Annotated in this window: 18 protein-coding genes; 11 read left to right on the plus strand and 7 right to left on the minus strand. The window is 57.7% G+C overall.

The genetic code is table 11. From position 1 onward, the window contains the following. Positions 1-317 precede the first annotated feature (317 nt). The 3 genes from AC3IR3_RS02940 to AC3IR3_RS02950 all read left to right on the plus strand — a co-directional run bounded on the left by AC3IR3_RS02940 (position 318) and on the right by AC3IR3_RS02950 (position 2,455). Entirely contained in the window at positions 318-485 is a 168-nt protein-coding gene (locus AC3IR3_RS02940; RefSeq protein WP_489195536.1) for a hypothetical protein, read from the plus strand. A 108-nt stretch (positions 486-593) separates the two neighbouring features. Next, on the plus strand, positions 594-1,727 hold the full coding sequence (locus AC3IR3_RS02945) for an ATP-grasp domain-containing protein (protein ID WP_489195537.1): 1,134 nt from the start codon (positions 594-596) through the stop codon (positions 1,725-1,727). Between the two features lie 116 nt (positions 1,728-1,843). Then, a complete protein-coding gene (locus AC3IR3_RS02950; protein ID WP_489195538.1) occupies positions 1,844-2,455 on the plus strand; it encodes a DUF6624 domain-containing protein in 612 nt (203 codons plus the stop codon). A gap of 120 nt (positions 2,456-2,575) precedes the next feature. Here the strand turns inward: AC3IR3_RS02950 and AC3IR3_RS02955 are convergent, their stop codons facing one another. Beyond that, positions 2,576-3,187, minus strand: coding sequence for a hypothetical protein (locus AC3IR3_RS02955; protein ID WP_489195539.1), 612 nt, complete (start codon positions 3,185-3,187; stop codon positions 2,576-2,578). A gap of 326 nt (positions 3,188-3,513) precedes the next feature. On the opposite strand from AC3IR3_RS02955, the gene AC3IR3_RS02960 reads away from it, so the two are divergent. The 4 genes from AC3IR3_RS02960 to AC3IR3_RS02975 all read left to right on the plus strand — a co-directional run bounded on the left by AC3IR3_RS02960 (position 3,514) and on the right by AC3IR3_RS02975 (position 8,271). After that, entirely contained in the window at positions 3,514-4,527 is a 1,014-nt protein-coding gene (locus tag AC3IR3_RS02960) for an HlyD family secretion protein (RefSeq protein WP_489195540.1), read from the plus strand. An 85-nt stretch (positions 4,528-4,612) separates the two neighbouring features. Further along, entirely contained in the window at positions 4,613-6,676 is a 2,064-nt protein-coding gene (locus tag AC3IR3_RS02965) for a peptidase domain-containing ABC transporter (RefSeq protein WP_489195541.1), read from the plus strand. A gap of 43 nt (positions 6,677-6,719) precedes the next feature. Next, a complete protein-coding gene (locus tag AC3IR3_RS02970) occupies positions 6,720-6,869 on the plus strand; it encodes a hypothetical protein (RefSeq protein WP_489195542.1) in 150 nt (49 codons plus the stop codon). A gap of 64 nt (positions 6,870-6,933) precedes the next feature. Next, positions 6,934-8,271, plus strand: coding sequence for a serine hydrolase domain-containing protein (locus AC3IR3_RS02975; protein ID WP_489195543.1), 1,338 nt, complete (start codon positions 6,934-6,936; stop codon positions 8,269-8,271). 105 nt (positions 8,272-8,376) lie between these two features. Here the strand turns inward: AC3IR3_RS02975 and AC3IR3_RS02980 are convergent, their stop codons facing one another. The 6 genes from AC3IR3_RS02980 to AC3IR3_RS03005 all read right to left on the minus strand — a co-directional run bounded on the left by AC3IR3_RS02980 (position 8,377) and on the right by AC3IR3_RS03005 (position 14,411). Next, positions 8,377-8,781, minus strand: coding sequence for a DUF2628 domain-containing protein (locus AC3IR3_RS02980; RefSeq protein WP_489195544.1), 405 nt, complete (start codon positions 8,779-8,781; stop codon positions 8,377-8,379). A 173-nt stretch (positions 8,782-8,954) separates the two neighbouring features. Continuing rightward, positions 8,955-9,791 carry a transporter gene (locus tag AC3IR3_RS02985; RefSeq protein WP_489195545.1) on the minus strand — a complete coding sequence of 279 codons (837 nt, stop codon included), beginning with the start codon at positions 9,789-9,791 and terminating at the stop codon, positions 8,955-8,957. 229 nt (positions 9,792-10,020) lie between these two features. Further along, positions 10,021-10,569, minus strand: a complete 549-nt coding sequence (locus AC3IR3_RS02990; protein WP_489195546.1) for a hypothetical protein — start codon at positions 10,567-10,569, stop codon at positions 10,021-10,023. A gap of 2 nt (positions 10,570-10,571) precedes the next feature. Then, positions 10,572-11,156 (minus strand): hypothetical protein, encoded by a 585-nt coding sequence (locus AC3IR3_RS02995; RefSeq protein WP_489195547.1) that lies wholly within the window; start codon positions 11,154-11,156, stop codon positions 10,572-10,574. A 102-nt stretch (positions 11,157-11,258) separates the two neighbouring features. Next, positions 11,259-14,132, minus strand: coding sequence for a type 2 lanthipeptide synthetase LanM family protein (locus AC3IR3_RS03000; RefSeq protein ID WP_489195548.1), 2,874 nt, complete (start codon positions 14,130-14,132; stop codon positions 11,259-11,261). Positions 14,133-14,222: 90 nt separating this feature from the next. After that, on the minus strand, positions 14,223-14,411 hold the full coding sequence (locus AC3IR3_RS03005) for a DUF6229 family protein (RefSeq protein WP_489195549.1): 189 nt from the start codon (positions 14,409-14,411) through the stop codon (positions 14,223-14,225). A gap of 438 nt (positions 14,412-14,849) precedes the next feature. Between AC3IR3_RS03005 and AC3IR3_RS03010 the strand changes: the two genes are divergently transcribed. From AC3IR3_RS03010 to rimK, 4 genes are all read left to right on the plus strand, one after another. Continuing rightward, a complete protein-coding gene (locus AC3IR3_RS03010) occupies positions 14,850-16,502 on the plus strand; it encodes a cyclic peptide export ABC transporter (RefSeq protein WP_489195550.1) in 1,653 nt (550 codons plus the stop codon). A 159-nt stretch (positions 16,503-16,661) separates the two neighbouring features. Beyond that, the gene (locus tag AC3IR3_RS03015) at positions 16,662-17,225 is read left to right on the plus strand and encodes a hypothetical protein (protein WP_489195551.1); all 564 of its coding nucleotides are present in this window, start codon (positions 16,662-16,664) and stop codon (positions 17,223-17,225) included. A gap of 114 nt (positions 17,226-17,339) precedes the next feature. Continuing rightward, complete coding sequence (locus AC3IR3_RS03020; RefSeq protein ID WP_489195552.1) at positions 17,340-17,792, plus strand: ATP-dependent zinc protease family protein; 453 nt, start codon at positions 17,340-17,342, stop codon at positions 17,790-17,792. Beyond that, on the plus strand, positions 17,789-18,715 hold the full coding sequence (rimK, locus tag AC3IR3_RS03025) for a 30S ribosomal protein S6--L-glutamate ligase (RefSeq protein WP_489195553.1): 927 nt from the start codon (positions 17,789-17,791) through the stop codon (positions 18,713-18,715). Before AC3IR3_RS03020 ends, rimK begins: the two co-directional genes overlap by 4 nt. Positions 18,716-18,780: the final 65 nt, after the last annotated feature.

Here is an 18,780-nt window from a genome sequence, read left to right on the forward strand (position 1 = left end):
CATCGGTGCTGTCCGTCAGGCCGTACTCAATGGCGGAGTTAGTGTGGCAGACCGTTTCGGCAAGAGCGGTTGGCTGACTGTCACGCACGTAGCTGCTGATATCCCCTGCTGTCCCTGCCACTTGTTTGATCAATCATCGAAACAGTGCGAGAGATGTCAAGTTGAGAGCGTGTAGGCGATGTCCTACATCGATGTAGGAGATTACTGGCAGCGTAGTTGAGAATATTTCGATAGCTTTAGCGGGCTCTTTGTGTACCGAAGGGCCGCGACGTCCTATACGCCGCGTCAACTCAACTGCATCCGTTCAAGGAATTGAAATGAATCAGAACGAAAAGAACGTCCGTCCGGTGGTTCGCGAACTGGCTCGTGAGATGACCCAGGAAGACATCCTCAACGTCGCCGGTGGTGTGAAGTGCAACCCGACGGCCGGCGCCTCGGGCACCGCAAATATGGATGCTGGCGTTGATGATGGCGTGAGCTTCTAAGGCGCCCGCCACCGATCCACATCGCGGGATCGGTGGCACCATCGGTGTGCGGATGACCGAAGTCTTCGGTGACCGGCCTCACTTCAGCTCCCGAGAATAGCCACATTCATGACGAACCATTCCGTACTTATTATTTCCTCGCCACTGGATCTTCACGCGCGCGCGGTCGCTTGGGCGCTCAGACACTACGGTTGCGCGGTCAGCTACTACGACACTGCGGACGTCGGCACTGAAAAGGACTGGTGGTCGTTCGAACTTTGCAATGGCGATGGCGCGCTTCGCACGCCGACGGGTACTCTTAAGTTCAGTGCAGTCTGGGACCGGCGCCGCTTTCCCAAGAACAGTGATGCGCGTGTGCATGCGTCGGACCGTGAGTTCGTCGCTAAAGAATCGCGCTATTTCGATATTGCTGCGCTGAAGCTACTCCACACGCAGCCTGATCTTAGGTGGATTGATCCGCCGCGTGTGATCGATCGCTCCGAGAACAAGCTCGAACAGCTTGTGGCTGCACAGGCGGTAGGGCTTGCTGTGCCCAGGACGCTTGTTTCGCGCGACTATCGTCAGGTTCTTGCCTTCACCGAGTCATTGGGCGCGTTTGTCATCAAGCCCTTTAGTGGGCATCTGTGGTATCAGGACGATACGCCTCGGTTCGAGGCGATCGCTAATCGTGTGGATGATGCGAGCTTGCTGACAGAGGCATCTGTTTCGGTATGTCCGGCGATTTATCAGGAGAGCGTCGACAAGGTCGCCGATATTCGTGCTGTGGTTATTGGTACGACCATTTACGCTACGCGCTACAGCGTGAAATCGGGCTTCGACGCAAACTTCGATTGCAGAGTCAATATGCGTTCGGAAGAGGCTACGGTGGCAGAGGCGGTTCAACTGGACGTCGCTACGCAGCGTTCGTTATTGGCCGTTCTGACGCACTTCGGTCTCACCTATGCCAGTGCTGACTTCGCCGAAGCCGAAGACGGTAGTCTGTATTTCCTTGACCTCAATCCTCAAGGACAATTTCTGTTCAACGAGCATTTTTCGCCGAAGTACCGGTTGCTTGACGCTATGGCGCGGCACATCGTTGGTCCAACTCTAACTAATGCTGTTGGGTCGGTCACACTTGATGACTATGTCGCGACTGAAGACCACTCTCGATTCGTCGACGAGTTCACTTTTGCGCGCGGAAATGTCGGGCAGCCTGCTGGCTCCTATAGTGAAGAGCCGGCAAGTGAAGTCGTAGGATCTTAAGCTGAAAATGGAATATTGCGATGCATTCAATATATGAGAAAGTGAAGCTGGGCATGCTCTGCGCCGCTCTTGCATGCGGAGTTTCTGTGCCGCCGGCTCATGCGCAGGATCAGGACATGGAAGCAAAGATTGCGTCGAAATGTCCGGAGGCTGCAAAGTGGCTCAAGGCCGAAGAGGCGAAGCAGTTGGCGAAGAAGAGTGTTGCCGCCACTCCGGTCGATCCATCATTGCGTGATGAACTTATTGCAATGGCCCGAAACGACACAGAGGTTAGGGCACCATTTCAAGCAGAGGGTGAGCATCATACTGATCGTCTACTGAAACCAGTTCTCGATGCGGATAAGGCGAACCTTGCTCGTCTGAAAACTATCGTCAATAAACAAGGTTTCCCCACCGTTACTCAGGTTGGCACTGATGGCGTTGAAGCCGCCATGCTTCTCACTCAGCACGCCGATGCCGATCCCGGCTTTCAGAAAAAGGTTCTTGAGAGTCTACAGTCCCGAGTGGGGCATGACATTAGCGGTGATGAGTTCGCAATGCTCGAAGATCGGGTGAATATTGGACAGGGCCATCCGCAGCGCTATGGGTCGCAGTTGGATTTCAGTGGTGGCCACCTCGTACCAAAAATCCCCATTGATAACCTGAAGGATGTCAACGTTCGGCGCGAAAAGGTAGGTTTGATGCCCGTCGAGAGCTACGTCTGTATGGTGGGCGCATTGCAGTCGTAACGAATCTCATTTTCTATGGTGACGTTGCTTCTGGCTCACCTCAATTATTGGCGGTTCCGATTTGTGTTTTGACCCCGTCATATGGGTTCAATCGGGTTCTTACGGCCCCAAGTCGCGCGTTCATATTTCTGGGCATGATGCATCGATCTGTGCCGTAAGTACGCGATGCTTCTCTTCGAAATATCTGTTGTATAGATTGAAATAGATAAGATATTTTCGGGCAATGTGAACGCCCATGGATTCGTAACGTGGCGCCATTTTTGAGTATCGCGTTTGCCGGCATTCAATAACGTTGCGATGACGCATGTCAGCTATCCCCGATGGGGGAAGCACCATTTTTATTGGATTGGCCAGTCGTATGCTTCCGTCGGCGTTGTAAATGTTGAGTTGAGTTGCCTTCGGTGGGCCTTCTGTATTTATAGTGAGTGAAGTGGTTGCGCGTGCGCTCCTTGCTATATCGGTGGAATGCTTATGCTCCGTAACCAACTTGCGCAAGCCCGAAGAGGGTGGCGGGGCGAGTGCTGATGTACCTAGGAGCGCTATGGTTGGTGGGTCGACGATTGTTATCAGTCGGATTTGCACCGAGTTTGCATGTTCAGGTTCGGCAAAAGGCCGTGATGGCAAGGGCGCTGGCGGGATGATGACGTAAAGCAATGCGCCCATGTGGACGGCGATTACGATGACAAGTGCGACGATTCGTCTGCTTGAAAGATGCTTGCGTGCGAATCGCACAATTGCTCCTGTCGTTCTCTTGTCCGTGATAGCTACGCTAGCCGAAGAAAGTGACCGGAGCAATCTGTGACTAAAGGAAGGTAAATTGCATGGCCGATAGTTTGTTCAGGCCTGAGGTCGCCAGAGCCAAAAAAGAAGCATGGATCGGAACGATCCGGGTACATCCACCGCGGTTCGGGTGGTGGTCGCTGGGTGGCGGCTTACTATCTTTGGTGCTGCTTTCAACTCTGGTTCTGCTGGGTACCTATACGAGCCATGAACGTACATCCGGAACACTCGTTTCTTCGCGAGGTGTGCTTTCCGTAACGTCGAAGGGAGGGGGCGTAGTGACGAAGGTGTGGGTTACGGAAGGCCAGCATGTTCACCAGGGTGATCCGCTCTTTGAAGTATCTCAGGAGCAGAGCAGCGCGTCCTTGGGGGATACGTATGCGGATATTGGACGTCAGCTACAAATCAAGCGGAAACGGCTTGAAAGCGATATCGCACAGGAAGCGTTGACGGTCTCGTCGCGACTTGATGGCTTGCGTTCAAAATCTTTGTCTGTCGATGCCCAGTTGGCCCAGTTGCAGGCACAAGCGTCTTTGCAGCAGCAGCGTGCAGATTCGTCGATGGATCTTTATCGGCAATGGACAAAGCTTGCCGGTTCCGGACTAGTTAGTAAGCTTCAGGTGCTCCAGCAGCGCGATACCACCCTACAAATGCAGGCGACAGTTAAGGAACTGAACCGGCAGGTCCTTGACTTGCGACAGCGGCGCATATCGATTGATCGAGATATAAGCAGTGCTCCGCGCGATAGCGACGCTCACATTAGCGAAATATCCCGAGATATCGCTGACGTTGATCGAGAGATTGCACAGAACGAAGCGAGCCGCGCTTTAATCATTCGGGCCTCGGGCAATGGCATTGTCAGCAATGTGCTTGTTCACAGCGGTCAGGCGATCCCGGCGAATCAGCATGCCGCGAGCATTCTGCCTGACGGGTCTGTTCTTCGGGCGGAGTTTTGGTTGCCGAGCAGTGCTATCGGCTTCATCCGTAAAGGTGATCTGGTGGTGCTTCGCTATGAGGCATATTCATATCAGAAGTTCGGTCAACACATGGGCGCGGTGGACGAGGCAGCAGGTACGGCGATCGATCCGGCAACTCTTTCTCAGGTTCTGGGCAGACAAATCAGTGAGCCACAGTTCAGGGTCACAGTGACATTGAACGCACAGTCGATAAATCTTGCCGGGGGAGCTCACCCTCTGATGGCTGGAATGGCGGTAGATGCCGACATTCTTCTAGAGCGTCGTCCCCTCATCGACTGGGTGCTCGAACCTCTATATCGGTTGTCGTCTCGCTGAACTCGTCTTACGTCTTATTGGATCGACTATGGCTGATGGTGCATCGAAAGAAGAGGCTTGGTCTCGGAAACGCACGAGGCTGGTTATGCAGACTGAGGCGGCGGAGTGCGCACTTGCCTGCCTAGTGATGGTCGCGGGATCTCATGGTTACGATATCGACTTAGCGACAGCGCGGCTCAGATTTGGCATCTCAATCAAGGGCGCGAGCTTGTCGCGGCTGATGCAGATCGCGAGTCAGATGCGGTTGTCGGCGCGCCCATTGCGTGCGGAGCTGGAGTACTTACCTTCGACCAAGATGCCATGCATTCTACATTGGGATCTTGCACATTTCGTGGTGCTTAATCGAGTGGGGCGAAAGGGGCTCGAGATACTTGATCCCGCGAGAGGCGGCTACACCATGCCGTTGGATGAGGTCAGTAAACACTTCACCGGCATTGTCATCGAGCTTGCCCCTGTCGAGGGCTTTGCTCCTGTAACTGAACGGCGTACGGTTTCGCTACGTACTTTGGTTGGCAAGATCACGGGCCTGAAACGGAGCGTCGCTCAAGCGTTTGGGTTGGCGCTAGCTATTGAGCTACTTGCCATGATCATCCCGTTCCAGGCGCAGTGGGTACTCGATCAGATATTACTTTCGCAAGATATCAACCTTCTTTGGTTGGTATCGGCAATGTTTGCCATAGTCGTTGGTATCCACATGGGGCTGAGCGTTGCGCGAGCTTACGTCATCACTTGGTTGGGAGCGACGATCAACATTCAGTGGATTTCGAACATCTTCCAGCATCTCCTGCGGCTCCCCATGGAGTACTTCCAGCGGCGTCATATGGGTGACGTGGTATCTCGTTTCTCATCTGCCCGCATGATTCAGTCGACCATCACCGGAAGCTTTGTGGAAGCAGCGCTGGACGGCATGACTGGTTGCCTGACGTTGGTGATTCTTCTGATCTACAGTCCGCTACTGTCGCTCATTGTGCTCCTCGGATTTGCCATTTATGCCATTTTGCGTTGGGTCAACTTCCGCGCCCTTCGGCTCATTAATGAAGAGCAGATCATTTACGGCGCACGTCAGCAGTCCGAGCTGATGGAATCTGTTCGTGGTATCCAGTCGATCAAGCTAGGTAATAAGAGCGCCGAGCGTTCGGCACGCCTTGCCAGCGCAACTATAGAGGCGACCGAGCGAGACATGAAAAGCCAGCGGCTTGGGTTAATCTTCGGTGCCGCGAACCAAGGTGTCTTCGGAGTTCAGCGACTACTACTGATCGCGTTGGGCGCGTGGCTTACCATCCGGGGCACATTCACGGCGGGCATGTTGGTGGCGTATGTTGCCTATGCAGATCAGTTTGCGACCAAGGTTGGGCGGTTGGTGGATAAGGCCGTCGAATTCCGGATGTTAAAAATGCACGCTGAACGACTTGCGGATATCGTTCTAGTCGAACCGGAGAAGTTTCTGCATGGTACTTGGAGAGGGTCTACGCCCGAGCCGACTATCGTTGCCCGCGGAGTCGGTTTCCGTTACGCGTCAGATGATCCATGGGTCTTCCGGAATGTTGACTTCACGATTGCTGTTGGCGAATACGTAGCGATTACTGGCCCATCGGGGTGCGGAAAATCGACGCTCGCAAAATTAATCCTTGGCCTGATAGAGCCAACAGAAGGCAGTATCACTGTCGGCGGCATCGACATTCGCGCGCTGGGCCTGGAGCTATACCGCTCTATGATCGGCGCCGTTATGCAAGACGATCAGCTTTTCGCTGGGACCGTCGGTGAGAACATTGCCTTTTTCGATAACCAACCTGATCAAAAGCAGATTGAAGAGGCTGCGCGGCAAGCTATAATTCACGAAGACATCGTTGCGATGCCGATGCGTTATGAGACTCTGGTTGGAGATATGGGTTCCTCCCTATCTGGCGGCCAGCGCCAACGTGTGCTTATCGCACGCGCACTTTACGCGAAGCCGCAAATTCTCCTCCTGGATGAGGCGACCAGCCATCTTGATACGGCTCGTGAACGGTATATCAACTCTGCTATCAATCATTTGAAGATGACACGTATCTCTATCGCTCATCGTCCTGAAACAATCGCATCTGCTGATCGGGTGATTGAAATGTATGCATCTGCCTCTTCTGGCTTAGTCGAGGTGGCATCGCGGTGAAGACTTGCGCGTCCTGCTTTGCACGTGGCCTTCTTGATCGGCAATGATTGCCGCGCGCGGCAAAATGATCTGGTTCCGCGTATTGGGGGGATCAGATGCCGCCAAGAAGTGGGGCAGCGCGGGGCAGCACAAGAAGACTGTGATGGAGAGCCGGTACAAGGCGGTGGCGTTCCAAGGTATCGTCGACGACTAAACTTTATCTTCGCCAGAAGAACGCCGGGATGTCGGAGTGTTCACGCGGTCAGGAGATTTCGTCAATGTCGTTATCAAGGTTCAGATCAGCCTTTGCCGCAATGATCGGGCTGTTGGGGTTCGCTACGACATCTATGCCGTTCGCCGCGCACGCGCAGACGGAAACCTCATTGACGGCTATGCAGTCCGATCCGCGCAAGCTGGGCTGGATGACGGGCTTTCCTCCCCTCGATGACAAAGTCATCCGCTTCACCGATAGCGACTATTTTGCTTTCCCCAAGTCGCGCTGGACGGTCTGTCATTTCCGCAAACTGATGCCGACCGTGGGTGTGCCGCGCGGTTCGGATGCGGCCGTCCCGCTTGCGCGGAGGATCGATCCAGGTATCGACACGATCCGTTTTACTCCGCTTGGTGGCGGCAAAGCGATGACCTGGCAGCAGGCGTTCGACGCAAACTACACGGATGGGGTCATCATCCTGCACAAGGGCGTGGTGGTGTATGAGCGTTATGCGGGCTGTCTCGACGCTGCCGGACAGCATGGAACGATGTCGGTGACAAAGTCGTTGACCGGATTGCTGGGCGAAATGCTCGTCGCGGAAGGCGTGATCGACGACAAGGCGCGCGTCGACACCATCGTGCCCGAATTGCGTGAGAGTGCATTCGGCGATGCCACTGTTCGTCAGGTGCTGGACATGACGACCGGGCTTCAGTACAGCGAGGACTATGCCGATCCCGACGCGGAAGTCTGGACCTATTCGGCGGCGGGAAGCCCGCTCCCCCGGTCCAGCGATTACAAGGGGCCGCGGAGCTATTGGGAATATCTCAAAACCGTCCGAAAGCAAGGAGAGCACGGGATGGCCTTTGCTTATAAGACGATCAATACCGATGCGATGGGTTGGATCATTGCGCGCAAGACAGGTAAATCGGTTGCCCAGTTGCTTGCAGAGCGTATCTGGAGTCGCATGGGCGCCGAGCAGGACGGTTACTACACCGTCGACTCTCTCGGAACGCCTTACGCCGGGGGAGGATTTAATGCCGGATTGCGCGACATGGCCCGGATCGGTGAATTGATGCTCGAAGGCGGCATCATTAACGGTAAGCGGCTGGTGCCGAAGACTGCGATTGACCGCATCCGTGCAGGCGGAGACAAAGCCGCTTTTGCAAAGGCGGGTTATGGCCTGCTCAAAGGTTGGAGCTACCGCGATATGTGGTGGGTCACGCACAATGAACACGGCGCGTTCATGGCCCGAGGCGTTCACGGGCAGACGATCTACGTCGACCCCGCCGCGCAAATGGTGATCGCGCGCTTCAGCTCACACCCTACCGCAGGCAATGCGGCGAACGACCCGACATCCTTGCCCGCCTATTCCGCAGTGGCGGAGTATTTGATGGCGCGACCGTAATGCCTGTGAAAAAGCCCGGGCCCGACACGTTGCCGGACCCGGGCTCAAGGTTTCCCTGGCGCACATGATCCCGCGTTACGGAATCGGTTCGCCTTGATCGTTTTCTCAGAGGCGCATACCTTCAAACGGGTTCCAGCCATCCTGGCCCTTTACCTTTTTGAGGTAGACCGCGTAGTTCGTGCAGATGGCGCACATGAAGCCAAACGCGACGCCTACGCCGCGCGTGGCGGCATCGGGCACATTCAGTACGGCAAGCACGATGCTCACCGCGACGATGATGCCCAGCAGCGACAGCGCCTTGCGCCAGATGCCCATGATGGCCATGGCGATGGGGCCAAAGAAAAACGCCCAGATGTTGGTGTTGATCAAAATCTTCTTGCCGAAGGGAAGTGTCTTCAGCTCAGTCTTGTATTCGGGTGTGTTCGGCGCACCGAACTGGTCGAAAAATGCGAAACGCGCCTTCCATTTTTCGTTGATTTTCGGGTCCGAGCGATAGTCCACAGTAGCCATTACAACTCCTCGTTAGCCGTTACGAATCTCGCACGAATCGGGTGCGGTCGCCCATGCTAGGCACGTAACGCGTTTTCATCGCCACGCATGCACGATTTTTGCGAACTGGCTTACGCCGATACCGTTATGGCTTACGCTTTTCCTTTCAAAGGAAGCGGCCGACCGCATCGAACCTAGAACCGTCGCGACAGGCCGAGGTAGATATGGCTATCGGGTGTGCTGCTATTCAGACCAAAGTTCGCACCGGCATCGAGCTGAAAGTCGGGGCCGACCAGATAAGTCAGTGCGACATCGGCCGACTGCTGGCGCACCGTTCCCGAAGGATCCCGGTTAACGGAATCCCACACTTCGACGGCCAGCGTGAGCCGGCTTGTAACGGGATGGGAGACGTTGATCAGGTTGATCAGGGCTCCGTGGTGTCCCGATCCATCACTGTCGGCGAGTACATCCAGTTCGGGGCCAAGCGTGAGTGAGAACCCGCCCGACAGCGGCAAGGCAATGGGCATGGCAATGCCGCCCTCCCACGTATCGTTGCCGATGCCACGAGCGGCTGTCGGCGCCTTGACGAACGGGATGAGCGCGATGCTGGCCCGGTCGCTTTCAAAGATGCGGGTTTTAATCCGGAGGTAGATGTCGCCGCCGCCGCGCGAGACTTTGCTCTCGCCCGTCGTTCGATCCTTGCTTTGAATGCGGATGCGGGGCGCCCAGTTCACCTGCAAATCGGTGCTGTCCGTCAGACCATATTTGAGGGTGGGATTGGCGTAATAGACCGTTTCGGTCAGAACGGTTGGCTGACTGTCACGTACGTAGCCGCCGATATCCGTTTCTAGCTGCCAACTGCCTGCCGGCACCGTGCAGGTCGAGTTTGCCTTTGTGGGGCGATCCGTGCAGATCGGGGTGGAAGGTGCTGCTTCGGCGTGCAACCTTGGTACGTGGGCTGAGGCTATGAGAGCCGTGAGGAGAACAGCAGCGAAGTTGAAGGATTTTAGCCGGCCATATGTATTTGTCATTGTGCTTTCAAACGTCCTCGGCGCCACGAATAAACGTGTTTTTTGCGCGAAGACAGCAAGATATTGCGACACTCCGTAAAGATGATACGTAATGCAGATCGCTCGCCGTAAAATTCCCGCAAACCTACGTTCACTACGGCATCTGCTATTAGCGCCAGATAGCGGACCACGAGCACGACCGCACGCGCCCGATCAAAACGCTGTTCGAAGGAATGGTTTCGCCTTTGGACTAAATCGGGCGTATCCCCGCCTTGCGCCATCTATCCGCAGGGCACAAGGATTCGGGATCGACTTTCTTCATGTCGGCAGGCCTCGCGTCGGCCATGACTTGCGAGTCGGTTGCCGGTGCCATGAAGTAGCCGGTTCGTGTAACGAAATGCTCGTTGAGCCGCCATCCCGCAGGGGCATGGACAAGTATTCCAACGCCATCCAGATCGATCGCATGGACTTGATTGGCGTGGTCGCCGACCAGTTGTTTCAGTTTTGACGGGGAGGCAGGGCGCACCTTGACCGGCGTCTTGCCGTCTTCGGCAAGCCACAGGATGGGATCGCAGTCGATGTCGTCCGGAATGACGTACAGGCGAAGCACGCCCTTTTCCCGGGCGATTTTGAATTGAAAACCTATGCCGGGCTGCTCAGGATCGGCCGCTTGATAGGTGCCCGCGAACTCGCGATCGGCCGTCGTCGCACTGGCTGTTTGTGCATGCAACGGACCGATGCCGGTAGCTGGCAACGCAACAAGCAGGCTAAGAGCAACGCATTTCGTCAATGTATGCATGTTCAAGGCACGAATCTGAGCGAGGTCGCGATGCGTTTCGCCAATGCTTCGTCTCCCTGATTGCGATAGTCCACGTAGATAGTGAAAACGCCGCTGCCACGTTTCGCGCCCGTTGCGGGTGGCTCACTCGTGGTGTCCACATCCTGCGCTACTGATAGTTCCGAAAACCGAACCGCATATCGATAGCGATAGTTCTGTTGGCTATAGGCAGGAGTCGTTGCGGACAATTTGCATTGCTCCACAATCCCCGGATGTCCATCGACAACGATGTGCTTGCCCTGAGGTTTCCCCTGGCACATGGACGGTGCGTCTTTCGAATAGTTGCCGTTGCCGTCGCGATGGGCATTGGGGGTGGCTTCATAGGTCCAATAGGTCCACGACACGAATATCCGTGCACCGGTATCGTCGCCATCGAAAAAGCCGCCGTCGACATCCGCATGACGATGCACCTTGGCTAGCGCTGCCGGAATCGATAGCGTGAACCAGCCGTCGGGGTTTCGCGTCGTGAGGCGTCCCGGTTCCGTACCCGCTATGACTGATATGGCGTACAACGCCAGCGATAAAGCAAGCAAGGAACGACGACGCATTCAGAACCCCTAGTGTTACGCGATGACGAGCTGCCAGAACCGTGCTCCGGGCATGGGCGACGATTGTCCTGGTTTCTCGCCTTGCACGTTACACCAGGGAGATTACTCGCTGGCTACCAGCTCGCCTTCGAAGGCCTTGTTCCGCACGTACTCCCCCACCCGATATTCCATCAAAAGCGGAGAGGGAAGCGGGCAGTCGGGGTGCATCCGGTTCAACTGATGGATTGAGCCGGAGATGCCGCTCATCAGTCCGGGCGTGAACGCATCTCTCGCGAGGCCGCCTACGATCCCGTGTTCTTCGATACTGGAAAGAATGATCGCGATGCCGGGCATGGCGCTGGGCGGAACCAGATCGGGATCGATCTTGCTTGCGCGCATCAGTAGTTCCCACGAACTCAGGTCGCCATGGCATAACGTGTGGCTGTAACCCCAGCCGCCCTGAATGGCGGCGTTCACGGCGCGCTGCAAGGTGCTCAGGTGGCGGGGATGGCCGGTGCGCGCGTAGAGATCGCACGCGGCCAGCCCGATACCGACGCTGCCGTGGCACCACGTGTTGGCGAAGTCGCGATTCTCGGGCTTTCGTACGTCGATCCAGTTGCGGGCTTCGGCGTCGTAAAGCGATTCTTCGAAATCGAAAGCGCGCTCGGCCAGCGCAAGCCAGCGCTGCCGGTCGTCCGCGCTTCCGGCCGCACTCAATCCAAGACGGACAAGCGCCCAGCCCGTGCCGGTTGCGCCGTGGGCGAATCCGCCGATGGGTTCGCTGAATATCGAGGCGGGCCAGCAGGCGCCCTTTTCATCGAGGATCGCGGCGCTTTCCAGACGCTTTCCCGCTCGTGCGGCGAGTGCCAGCCAGCGGGCGTCTCCCGTGGCTTCGGCAAGCTGCAACAGGGGTACGACCGCGCCACTGATGCCTTCGAGAATATCGAAGCCACGCTCGTTCTCGATATCCCATTGCTCCATGACGGCCGCTTGTTTCACCGCGTTTTCGAGCAGTCCGGACCCCGGTTTGAGTACATCCAGTGTCAGCCATGTGAGAATCTGGGAGCCTAGTCCGACAAAGCCACCCACGGCCTCCGGTTGCTCTGCGTCCTCTGCTTTTCTCAGTACTTGCAGGACGCCATCCAGCGCGCTCGATACGCCGGTCACTTCGTCGACGCGTCCCCGCTTCATTTCATAGTCGTAACCGGCCAGTGCGAGTGCAATGCCCGATAGTCCGACGTAAAGATTGGGTTGCAGCGTGCGCATCGTCCAGCCGCTTCGTCCCAGAATGGGGCTGATCCAGGTGATCGTCCCGTCGCGGCCTCTTACCGAAAGCTGGAGCAGCTGTTCGATCGTTTTCCTCGCCATGGACCGCCGCCGCCGATCGATGTTGCCTGCGTGCGGATGACGCGCGGCCAGGTCGTAAGGGGAGCGCTTGTCGTCGTTGAGGCGGGTGTTGAGATGCGCGGTGACGAGCGCGCCTCGTATCGTTAGTTCTTCCAGCTCCGTACGCATGTCGAGCCAGCCCTGGAACACTTCGTCGATTTGCGCCTGGCCAAGCTCGTTGGCGAAAACGGGGATGTCGCCGTAACGCATATCGTCGATTTCGGAAGCGATGATTTCCGGCTCGGAGGGGGCCACGGGTGAAACGGCTGCGTTTCGCGCCAGCAAGTCCCTTGCGCGTTCGATGGCGGCCGGTTCGTCATGCAGGGACGCCGGATGCCAGAGCATGCGCATGATTTCGACGTAGGTCTGCGTCGGTCTGCGAATGAGCCGGATGCGGCAGCCCCCGAATGCAACGAGCATGGGAGCCAGTTTTTCGTCCTGCTGGAGTTGGGCCAGACGATCGGTCAGTTCCCGAAAACCGGACACGATGTTTTCCCAGAACCGCGATATGTCCGGGTTGATGCACGGATGATTCTTGGCCATCTCGATATCGATACTGACCAGACCGACCCGTGCATCGGTGGTTCCGTGGTTGACGATTTCCGGGATGCGTATTTTTGGCTGTTCGCCTTGCAGTGCGCCAATAGCGGAAATATCCACGCCGCTTAAGCCGAGTGCCGGAGCACGAAAGGGCACCAGGCCGGTCCTCAGTACCGAAGAACGAATCAATGCTTCCGCCAGATCGACCGCCTCACCCTTATCCGAAGAGGGTGGCATCAGGTCGATGACGAACAGGCTTTCGACATCGACCACGAAAGGTATGGGGCCCGAGGCAATCAGGTTTTCGTAGTGGATGTCCGTGCCGCCAAGCAGGCGCATGACCGCCAGCCAGTGGCCGATGTTCCGGTAGAACGCCGCGAGTTCGATGTCGTCGACGCAGTAGGTGTGCTCGACATATCGCGTCCAGCCATAGTCGCCCCGGTCAAGCACGGCCGGGACCTGGATGTGGTCCGGTTGGTCGAAAAGAAGTTTGTCGAGGAAACCTTCAAGCGCGGCATCGATACGAAGCGAGCGCGGCTTGTACATCACGGTGCCGCCGGCGAATTTTACTCTGGCGACGGTTTGTCCGCCGTCGTGAACGTCGCCTTCGCCAAGATCCACTGAGAGCAGCTCGCCAATGGGGCTCCCGATGAATGCGGAAAGTTCGCCACGATCCGAAGCGATGCGGGCTGCGAGGGAAACAATCGCCTGGCTCTGTTGCCCGAGTACCCGGTTCAATCGCGCCTTCAGTACGGGGTAGCGCTGCCCGATTTTCGCGATGAATCCGGGGGTTCTGGCTTGTCTGAGGAATTCCGCGAACTTCGCCGTTTCGTTGGCCCCGATGAGCTGGCCGGATAGCTTCGCGGCATGCAGTTCCAGCAACAGAACCCGATTGAGCTTTCGTTCGGCACTGTCGAGCAATGCCCTGTCGGCGACCTGCTGGACGATGCGTATCTCGTTTTCGCTCAGGCCTGCCTGAGTAGAAATGTGGTTGGCGAGAGATTGCCTGGCATCGGCGGTCAGGTACTCGATGATCGATGCAAACGTATTTTGCGAGTGGGATTCATCCATTTTGAATTCCAGGCATTCCCGAATTGTAGGCACCTCATCGTTTCAGAAATAGCCGTGGGGGTTAGCCACGGCTATCGCCACTGCTGAATATCAGCAGCAGAAACCCGGCCTGGAGGCCGTACAGGAACTACAGTTCGATGCGAGTGCGATATCGGGGCTGGTCATGGCCGCCATCGTGTTGGCGTGACCTTCCGTGTAAAGCGATCCCGCAGGGTTGTCATACCCACCTACGCTGTCGGCACCACTCAACCAGCCAGCCAAGATATTGTCGGTCTGCATATGAGTACTCCATGGTTTGTTACAGGTATGCGCCCAGATATGGCACAACGGCTTACCGCAGTGGGCGCTTCTACGGTGACAAATCCCCGAATCGGGCAATCCTAATCACAAGATCACGGTTTGCGCCAGCGTAACTACCGCACCTTCATTCCAAGGTGTTTCGGTGTCGTGGCGTTCCCCATAAGCATTCTTGCGCCGGAGTTGGCCGCATTTGGAACTACCAGATCACAGAAGTCGAATCCCGACAACGTTACGAGCATCATGAAATTTGCCGAAATTGCGTAGCCTTGACGTGTAGTGGTTTGCTTGCCGACGAACTCAGGCTACCGTTCGGAGAAATGCGCGAAGATGCTTCAGGGGCAGGCCGCCGCTTGTAGTCTGGAATTGTCGATGTAAGTTCACCGGGCGAAGCGACTTATCAATTAGCCGGAAGATTCGATGATCTTAAAACGCTTTCTTCGCCAGTATCGGGGCTCGTTGATTGGCGCGGTGGTTCTCTCGGCGGCGAGCGCGGTTTCAACCATGGCGCTGCTTTCCCACATCAATAACCTGGCTTCGGGCGGTTTTCATGCGCTCGGGTTACGGCCATTCGCGATCGGCGTCTGCTGGCTCGTTGCGCTGCTGATTACCAGTGCGGCATCCCAGTTTCTTTTGGCCAACCTGGGCGGAAACCTGGTGGCTCAGTTACGCATCGAGCTGTCGAAGAAATTCATCGATCTGGAATACGAGAAACTGGCCGACAAGAAACATGCGGTCTTCGGTTCGCTGATCGAGGACATCGCAAGCATCGCCCCGCTGGTACTCGTTGCACCGTTGCTTGCCTACAATATTTTGCTGGCCATTCTGTATGCGGGTTACCTGGCAAGCGTTTCGCTTCAGTTGCTCGGTATCCTGCTTGGATTCCTGTGCACGACGCTCGTGGTTTCACTGACGCTCGAGCGCTTACTGCGAGCCAGATTCGACCAGTTGCGGCAGGCCAACGAGAAAGTCTTCGAATACTTTCGTTACATCAGCGAAGGAAAGAAGGAGATGACACTCAACGCTTCGCGTGCAACCTATGTCACCGACGAATTGATGCAGCCGGCTATCCTGCGTGCAAGACGGATCATGATCCAGGTTCATGCGGGGCTGGGTTTCAACGAGGCCTGGTCGACGGCGGTCATCTACGGGTCGGTTTTCCTGATCGTGTATCTGGGCTATGCGGCCTTGGGGCTGTCGCAGATCACCATCATCCGTTTCGTGATCGGTGCGCTGTTCCTCAGCGGCCCCATCGGCTTCATTGTGAGTGCCGCGAGACAGGTCGGCGTGGGTACGGCCAGTCTTCGCCATCTCGAGCGCGTCGGACTGGACCTGGGTCGGGAGGCTCCCGAAAACCGGCCCGAAGGCAAGGAGCGTCGCTCGTTCGACGACTGGCAGTGCATCAGCCTGCGCGGGGTTTGCTACAGCTATCCCGGCGAAGTCGAATCGCTGCCGACGCTGGGGCCCATCAGCCTGGACTTCAGACGAGGGGACATGGTCTTTGTCGTGGGTGGAAACGGAAGCGGCAAATCGACATTGCTGCTACTGCTCAGCTCCCTGTTAAGTCCCCATGCCGGCGGCGTATCCGTCGACGGCATCCCGCTCGACGGCGACCCGTTTCTTTACAGAGAGCGTTTCACCGGAGTCTTTGGCGACTTCTTTCTCTTCCCGCACGTTCTGGATTCGAGCGGTCGACATCTGTCGGACGAACGCATCCAGACGTTGCTTGCCGCATTGGGCCTCGGGTCGCACGTCCAGGCGAATCAGGGCGAACTCTCGAAGCTGACCCTCTCGACCGGTCAACGGAAAAGGCTGGCCCTGCTCCAGTGTTACGCGGAAGACCGGGAGATCTTTTTCTTCGACGAGTGGGCCGCGGACCAGGACGCCCACTTCAGGGATTTCTTCTATTGCACGCTGTTGCCCGAACTTAAGCGGCGAGGAAAGACGATCATCGCCATCAGTCATGACGACCGGTATTTCCATGTGGCGGACCGCGTCATAAAGCTCGAAAGCGGTCTGGTCGTGTCCGATACGCGCGAATGGTCATCGGCGGGTCGTCCGACCCCGGCATAACATGAGACGAGGCATTCCCCTACACGTTTTGTCGGATACGCCCCTGCATCCGTGAGGGGCATTGGCGACATCATGTGCGCCAACCGAAGACGACGGGCCTTAGCCGGACGATAGCTTTTCCGCAGTCCCGGTTGCCAATACCACGCAATGGAGTGCCCCATGGATAACAGTCATCAAGCCCGCTGCATCGCCGGACTGCTTGCACGTTACGAGCGCCATCCCGCGCGTCCGGATTCCACGGGCGATCTCCATGGCACCCTGTGCCGCCTGCGGGTTGAGTGGCTGCTGCGCCACCCGCGTCCTTTACGGCTGGCGGTTCCCGAATTCCCCGCGGTCGACAACGAAACGGCTCGTGGGCGCCTTCTTGTGTTTTTCGAGCGTCTCGCTTGTGAAATATCCGCCCTGCACCCCCCGGGGGCGGTACTTACCGTGGGTCTTGGCGAGGGCGCGCCCGGCCGCGAGGCGCTGACCCGGCTCGCCACCGGCCTGGGGCTGCGGCGACTTCGTTTTCTCGACCTTGGCAGCATCAGGCGTGGCGGGGAGGTCCGGCAGAGGCTGCTGGAAGACGTGCTGGACGAGGCGCTGCATATCTCGGTCGACGCGACATCCCGCACGCGCGACCCGTTCCTGAGCGTCCATCCGGTCGAGGAAGCGGTTGTCTACGGTTCACGGAACCTTGACCGAAGTGACGGGTGGAATACGGTTCTTACTCGTGCCAGTTGAATCCGTCTTCGTCCTTGGGCATGCTTTCCCTGCCGCGGCTGGTCGAAGCGGTTCCCCGGATCGCTCCCCCGATCCGCATCCCCCCGCAACGCACCGGTCGAGCGCGCGAGACTCATGGCGAATGTCATCACCCTCGGCTGGCGGGAACGTCTTGCGATTCCGCAATTCGGCATCGCTTCGCTAAAGGCCAAACTCGACACTGGCGCGCGCAGTTCGTCGCTGCACGTCGAATGGCTCGAGGTCGACGAGCGCGCCGACGGTACGTGGCTGCGCTTCCAGGTGCGCACCACGCGCAAGGGCGGCCTGTCCGAACCGTGCGAGGCGCTCGCCACCGGTCGGCGCGCCGTCACGGATTCCGGCGGTCACGTAACCACACGATGGTTCATCCTGGCGGACATCGAACTGGCCGGCGAGCGTTTCTCCGCAGAGATCAATCTCACCGATCGCCGCCATATGCTGTTTCCCCTATTGCTGGGACGTACCGCGCTCGACGGACGCTTCCGGGTCGACCCCTCTCTGTCCTACTCGCAGTCGCCCGTACGGCGTGCAGCCACGGAAACAAAATGAAGATCGCTATCCTGTCGCGCAACGCGCGGCTGTATTCCACGCAGCGGCTTGTCGAGGCCGCGCGCAAGCGCAAGCACACGGTGCGCGTGATCGATCCGCTGCGTTGCTACATGAGCATCGCGCCGCAGTCGTTCGCGATCCACTTCAAGGGCAAGCCGCTCGGCGCGGTCGACTGCGTGATCCCGCGCATCGGCGCATCCAGCACGTTCTACGGCACGGCGGTACTGCGCCAGCTCGAACTGATGGGTGTATACACGCCCAATCCTTCCGACGCGGTGCTGCGCGCGCGCGACAAACTGCGCTGCCTGCAACTGCTGGCGGCACGCGGTATCGACATGCCGGTCACGGCGTTCGGCGACGCACCGGACGACACGTCCGACCTGCTCGCGATGCTCGGCGAGCCGCCGCACATCATCAAGCTCAACGAAGGCACGCAGGGGCAGGGCGTGGTGCTGGCCGAAAAGCGTTCGGCATCGCAAAGCGTGATCGAGGCATTCCGCGGGTTGTACGCGAATTTCCTGGTGCAGGAATTCATTCGCGAAGCCAATGGCAGCGATCTGCGCTGCTTCGTTGTCGGCGACCAGGTCGTGGCCTCCATGCAGCGTTCCTCGGCCCCGGGCGAGTTCCGGGCCAATCTCCATCGTGGCGGCAGCGCCATGGCGGTCGAACTGACCGACGACGAGCGCACGGTGGCCATTCATGCCGCCTCGGCACTTGGTCTGGAAGTGGCTGGCGTGGACCTGCTGCGGTCCTCCCGAGGCCCCCTGCTGCTGGAAGTGAACGCGTCGCCGGGCCTTGAAGGGATCGAGAAAAGCACCGGCGTCGACGTGGCCGGCGCCATCGTGGCGCACTGCGAAACCCGGGTTGCCGAGCGTCCGTCGCCCGGACCGAAGCGCCGCCGCAAGGCGAAGGCAGGGCATTAACAGCGATTTAAACGGTCCTGGTCTATATATGCCCCACTGTGAATCCGCGCGCGGGCTTATGGTAT

Source organism: Luteibacter sp. GL_149, from assembly GCF_057834065.1.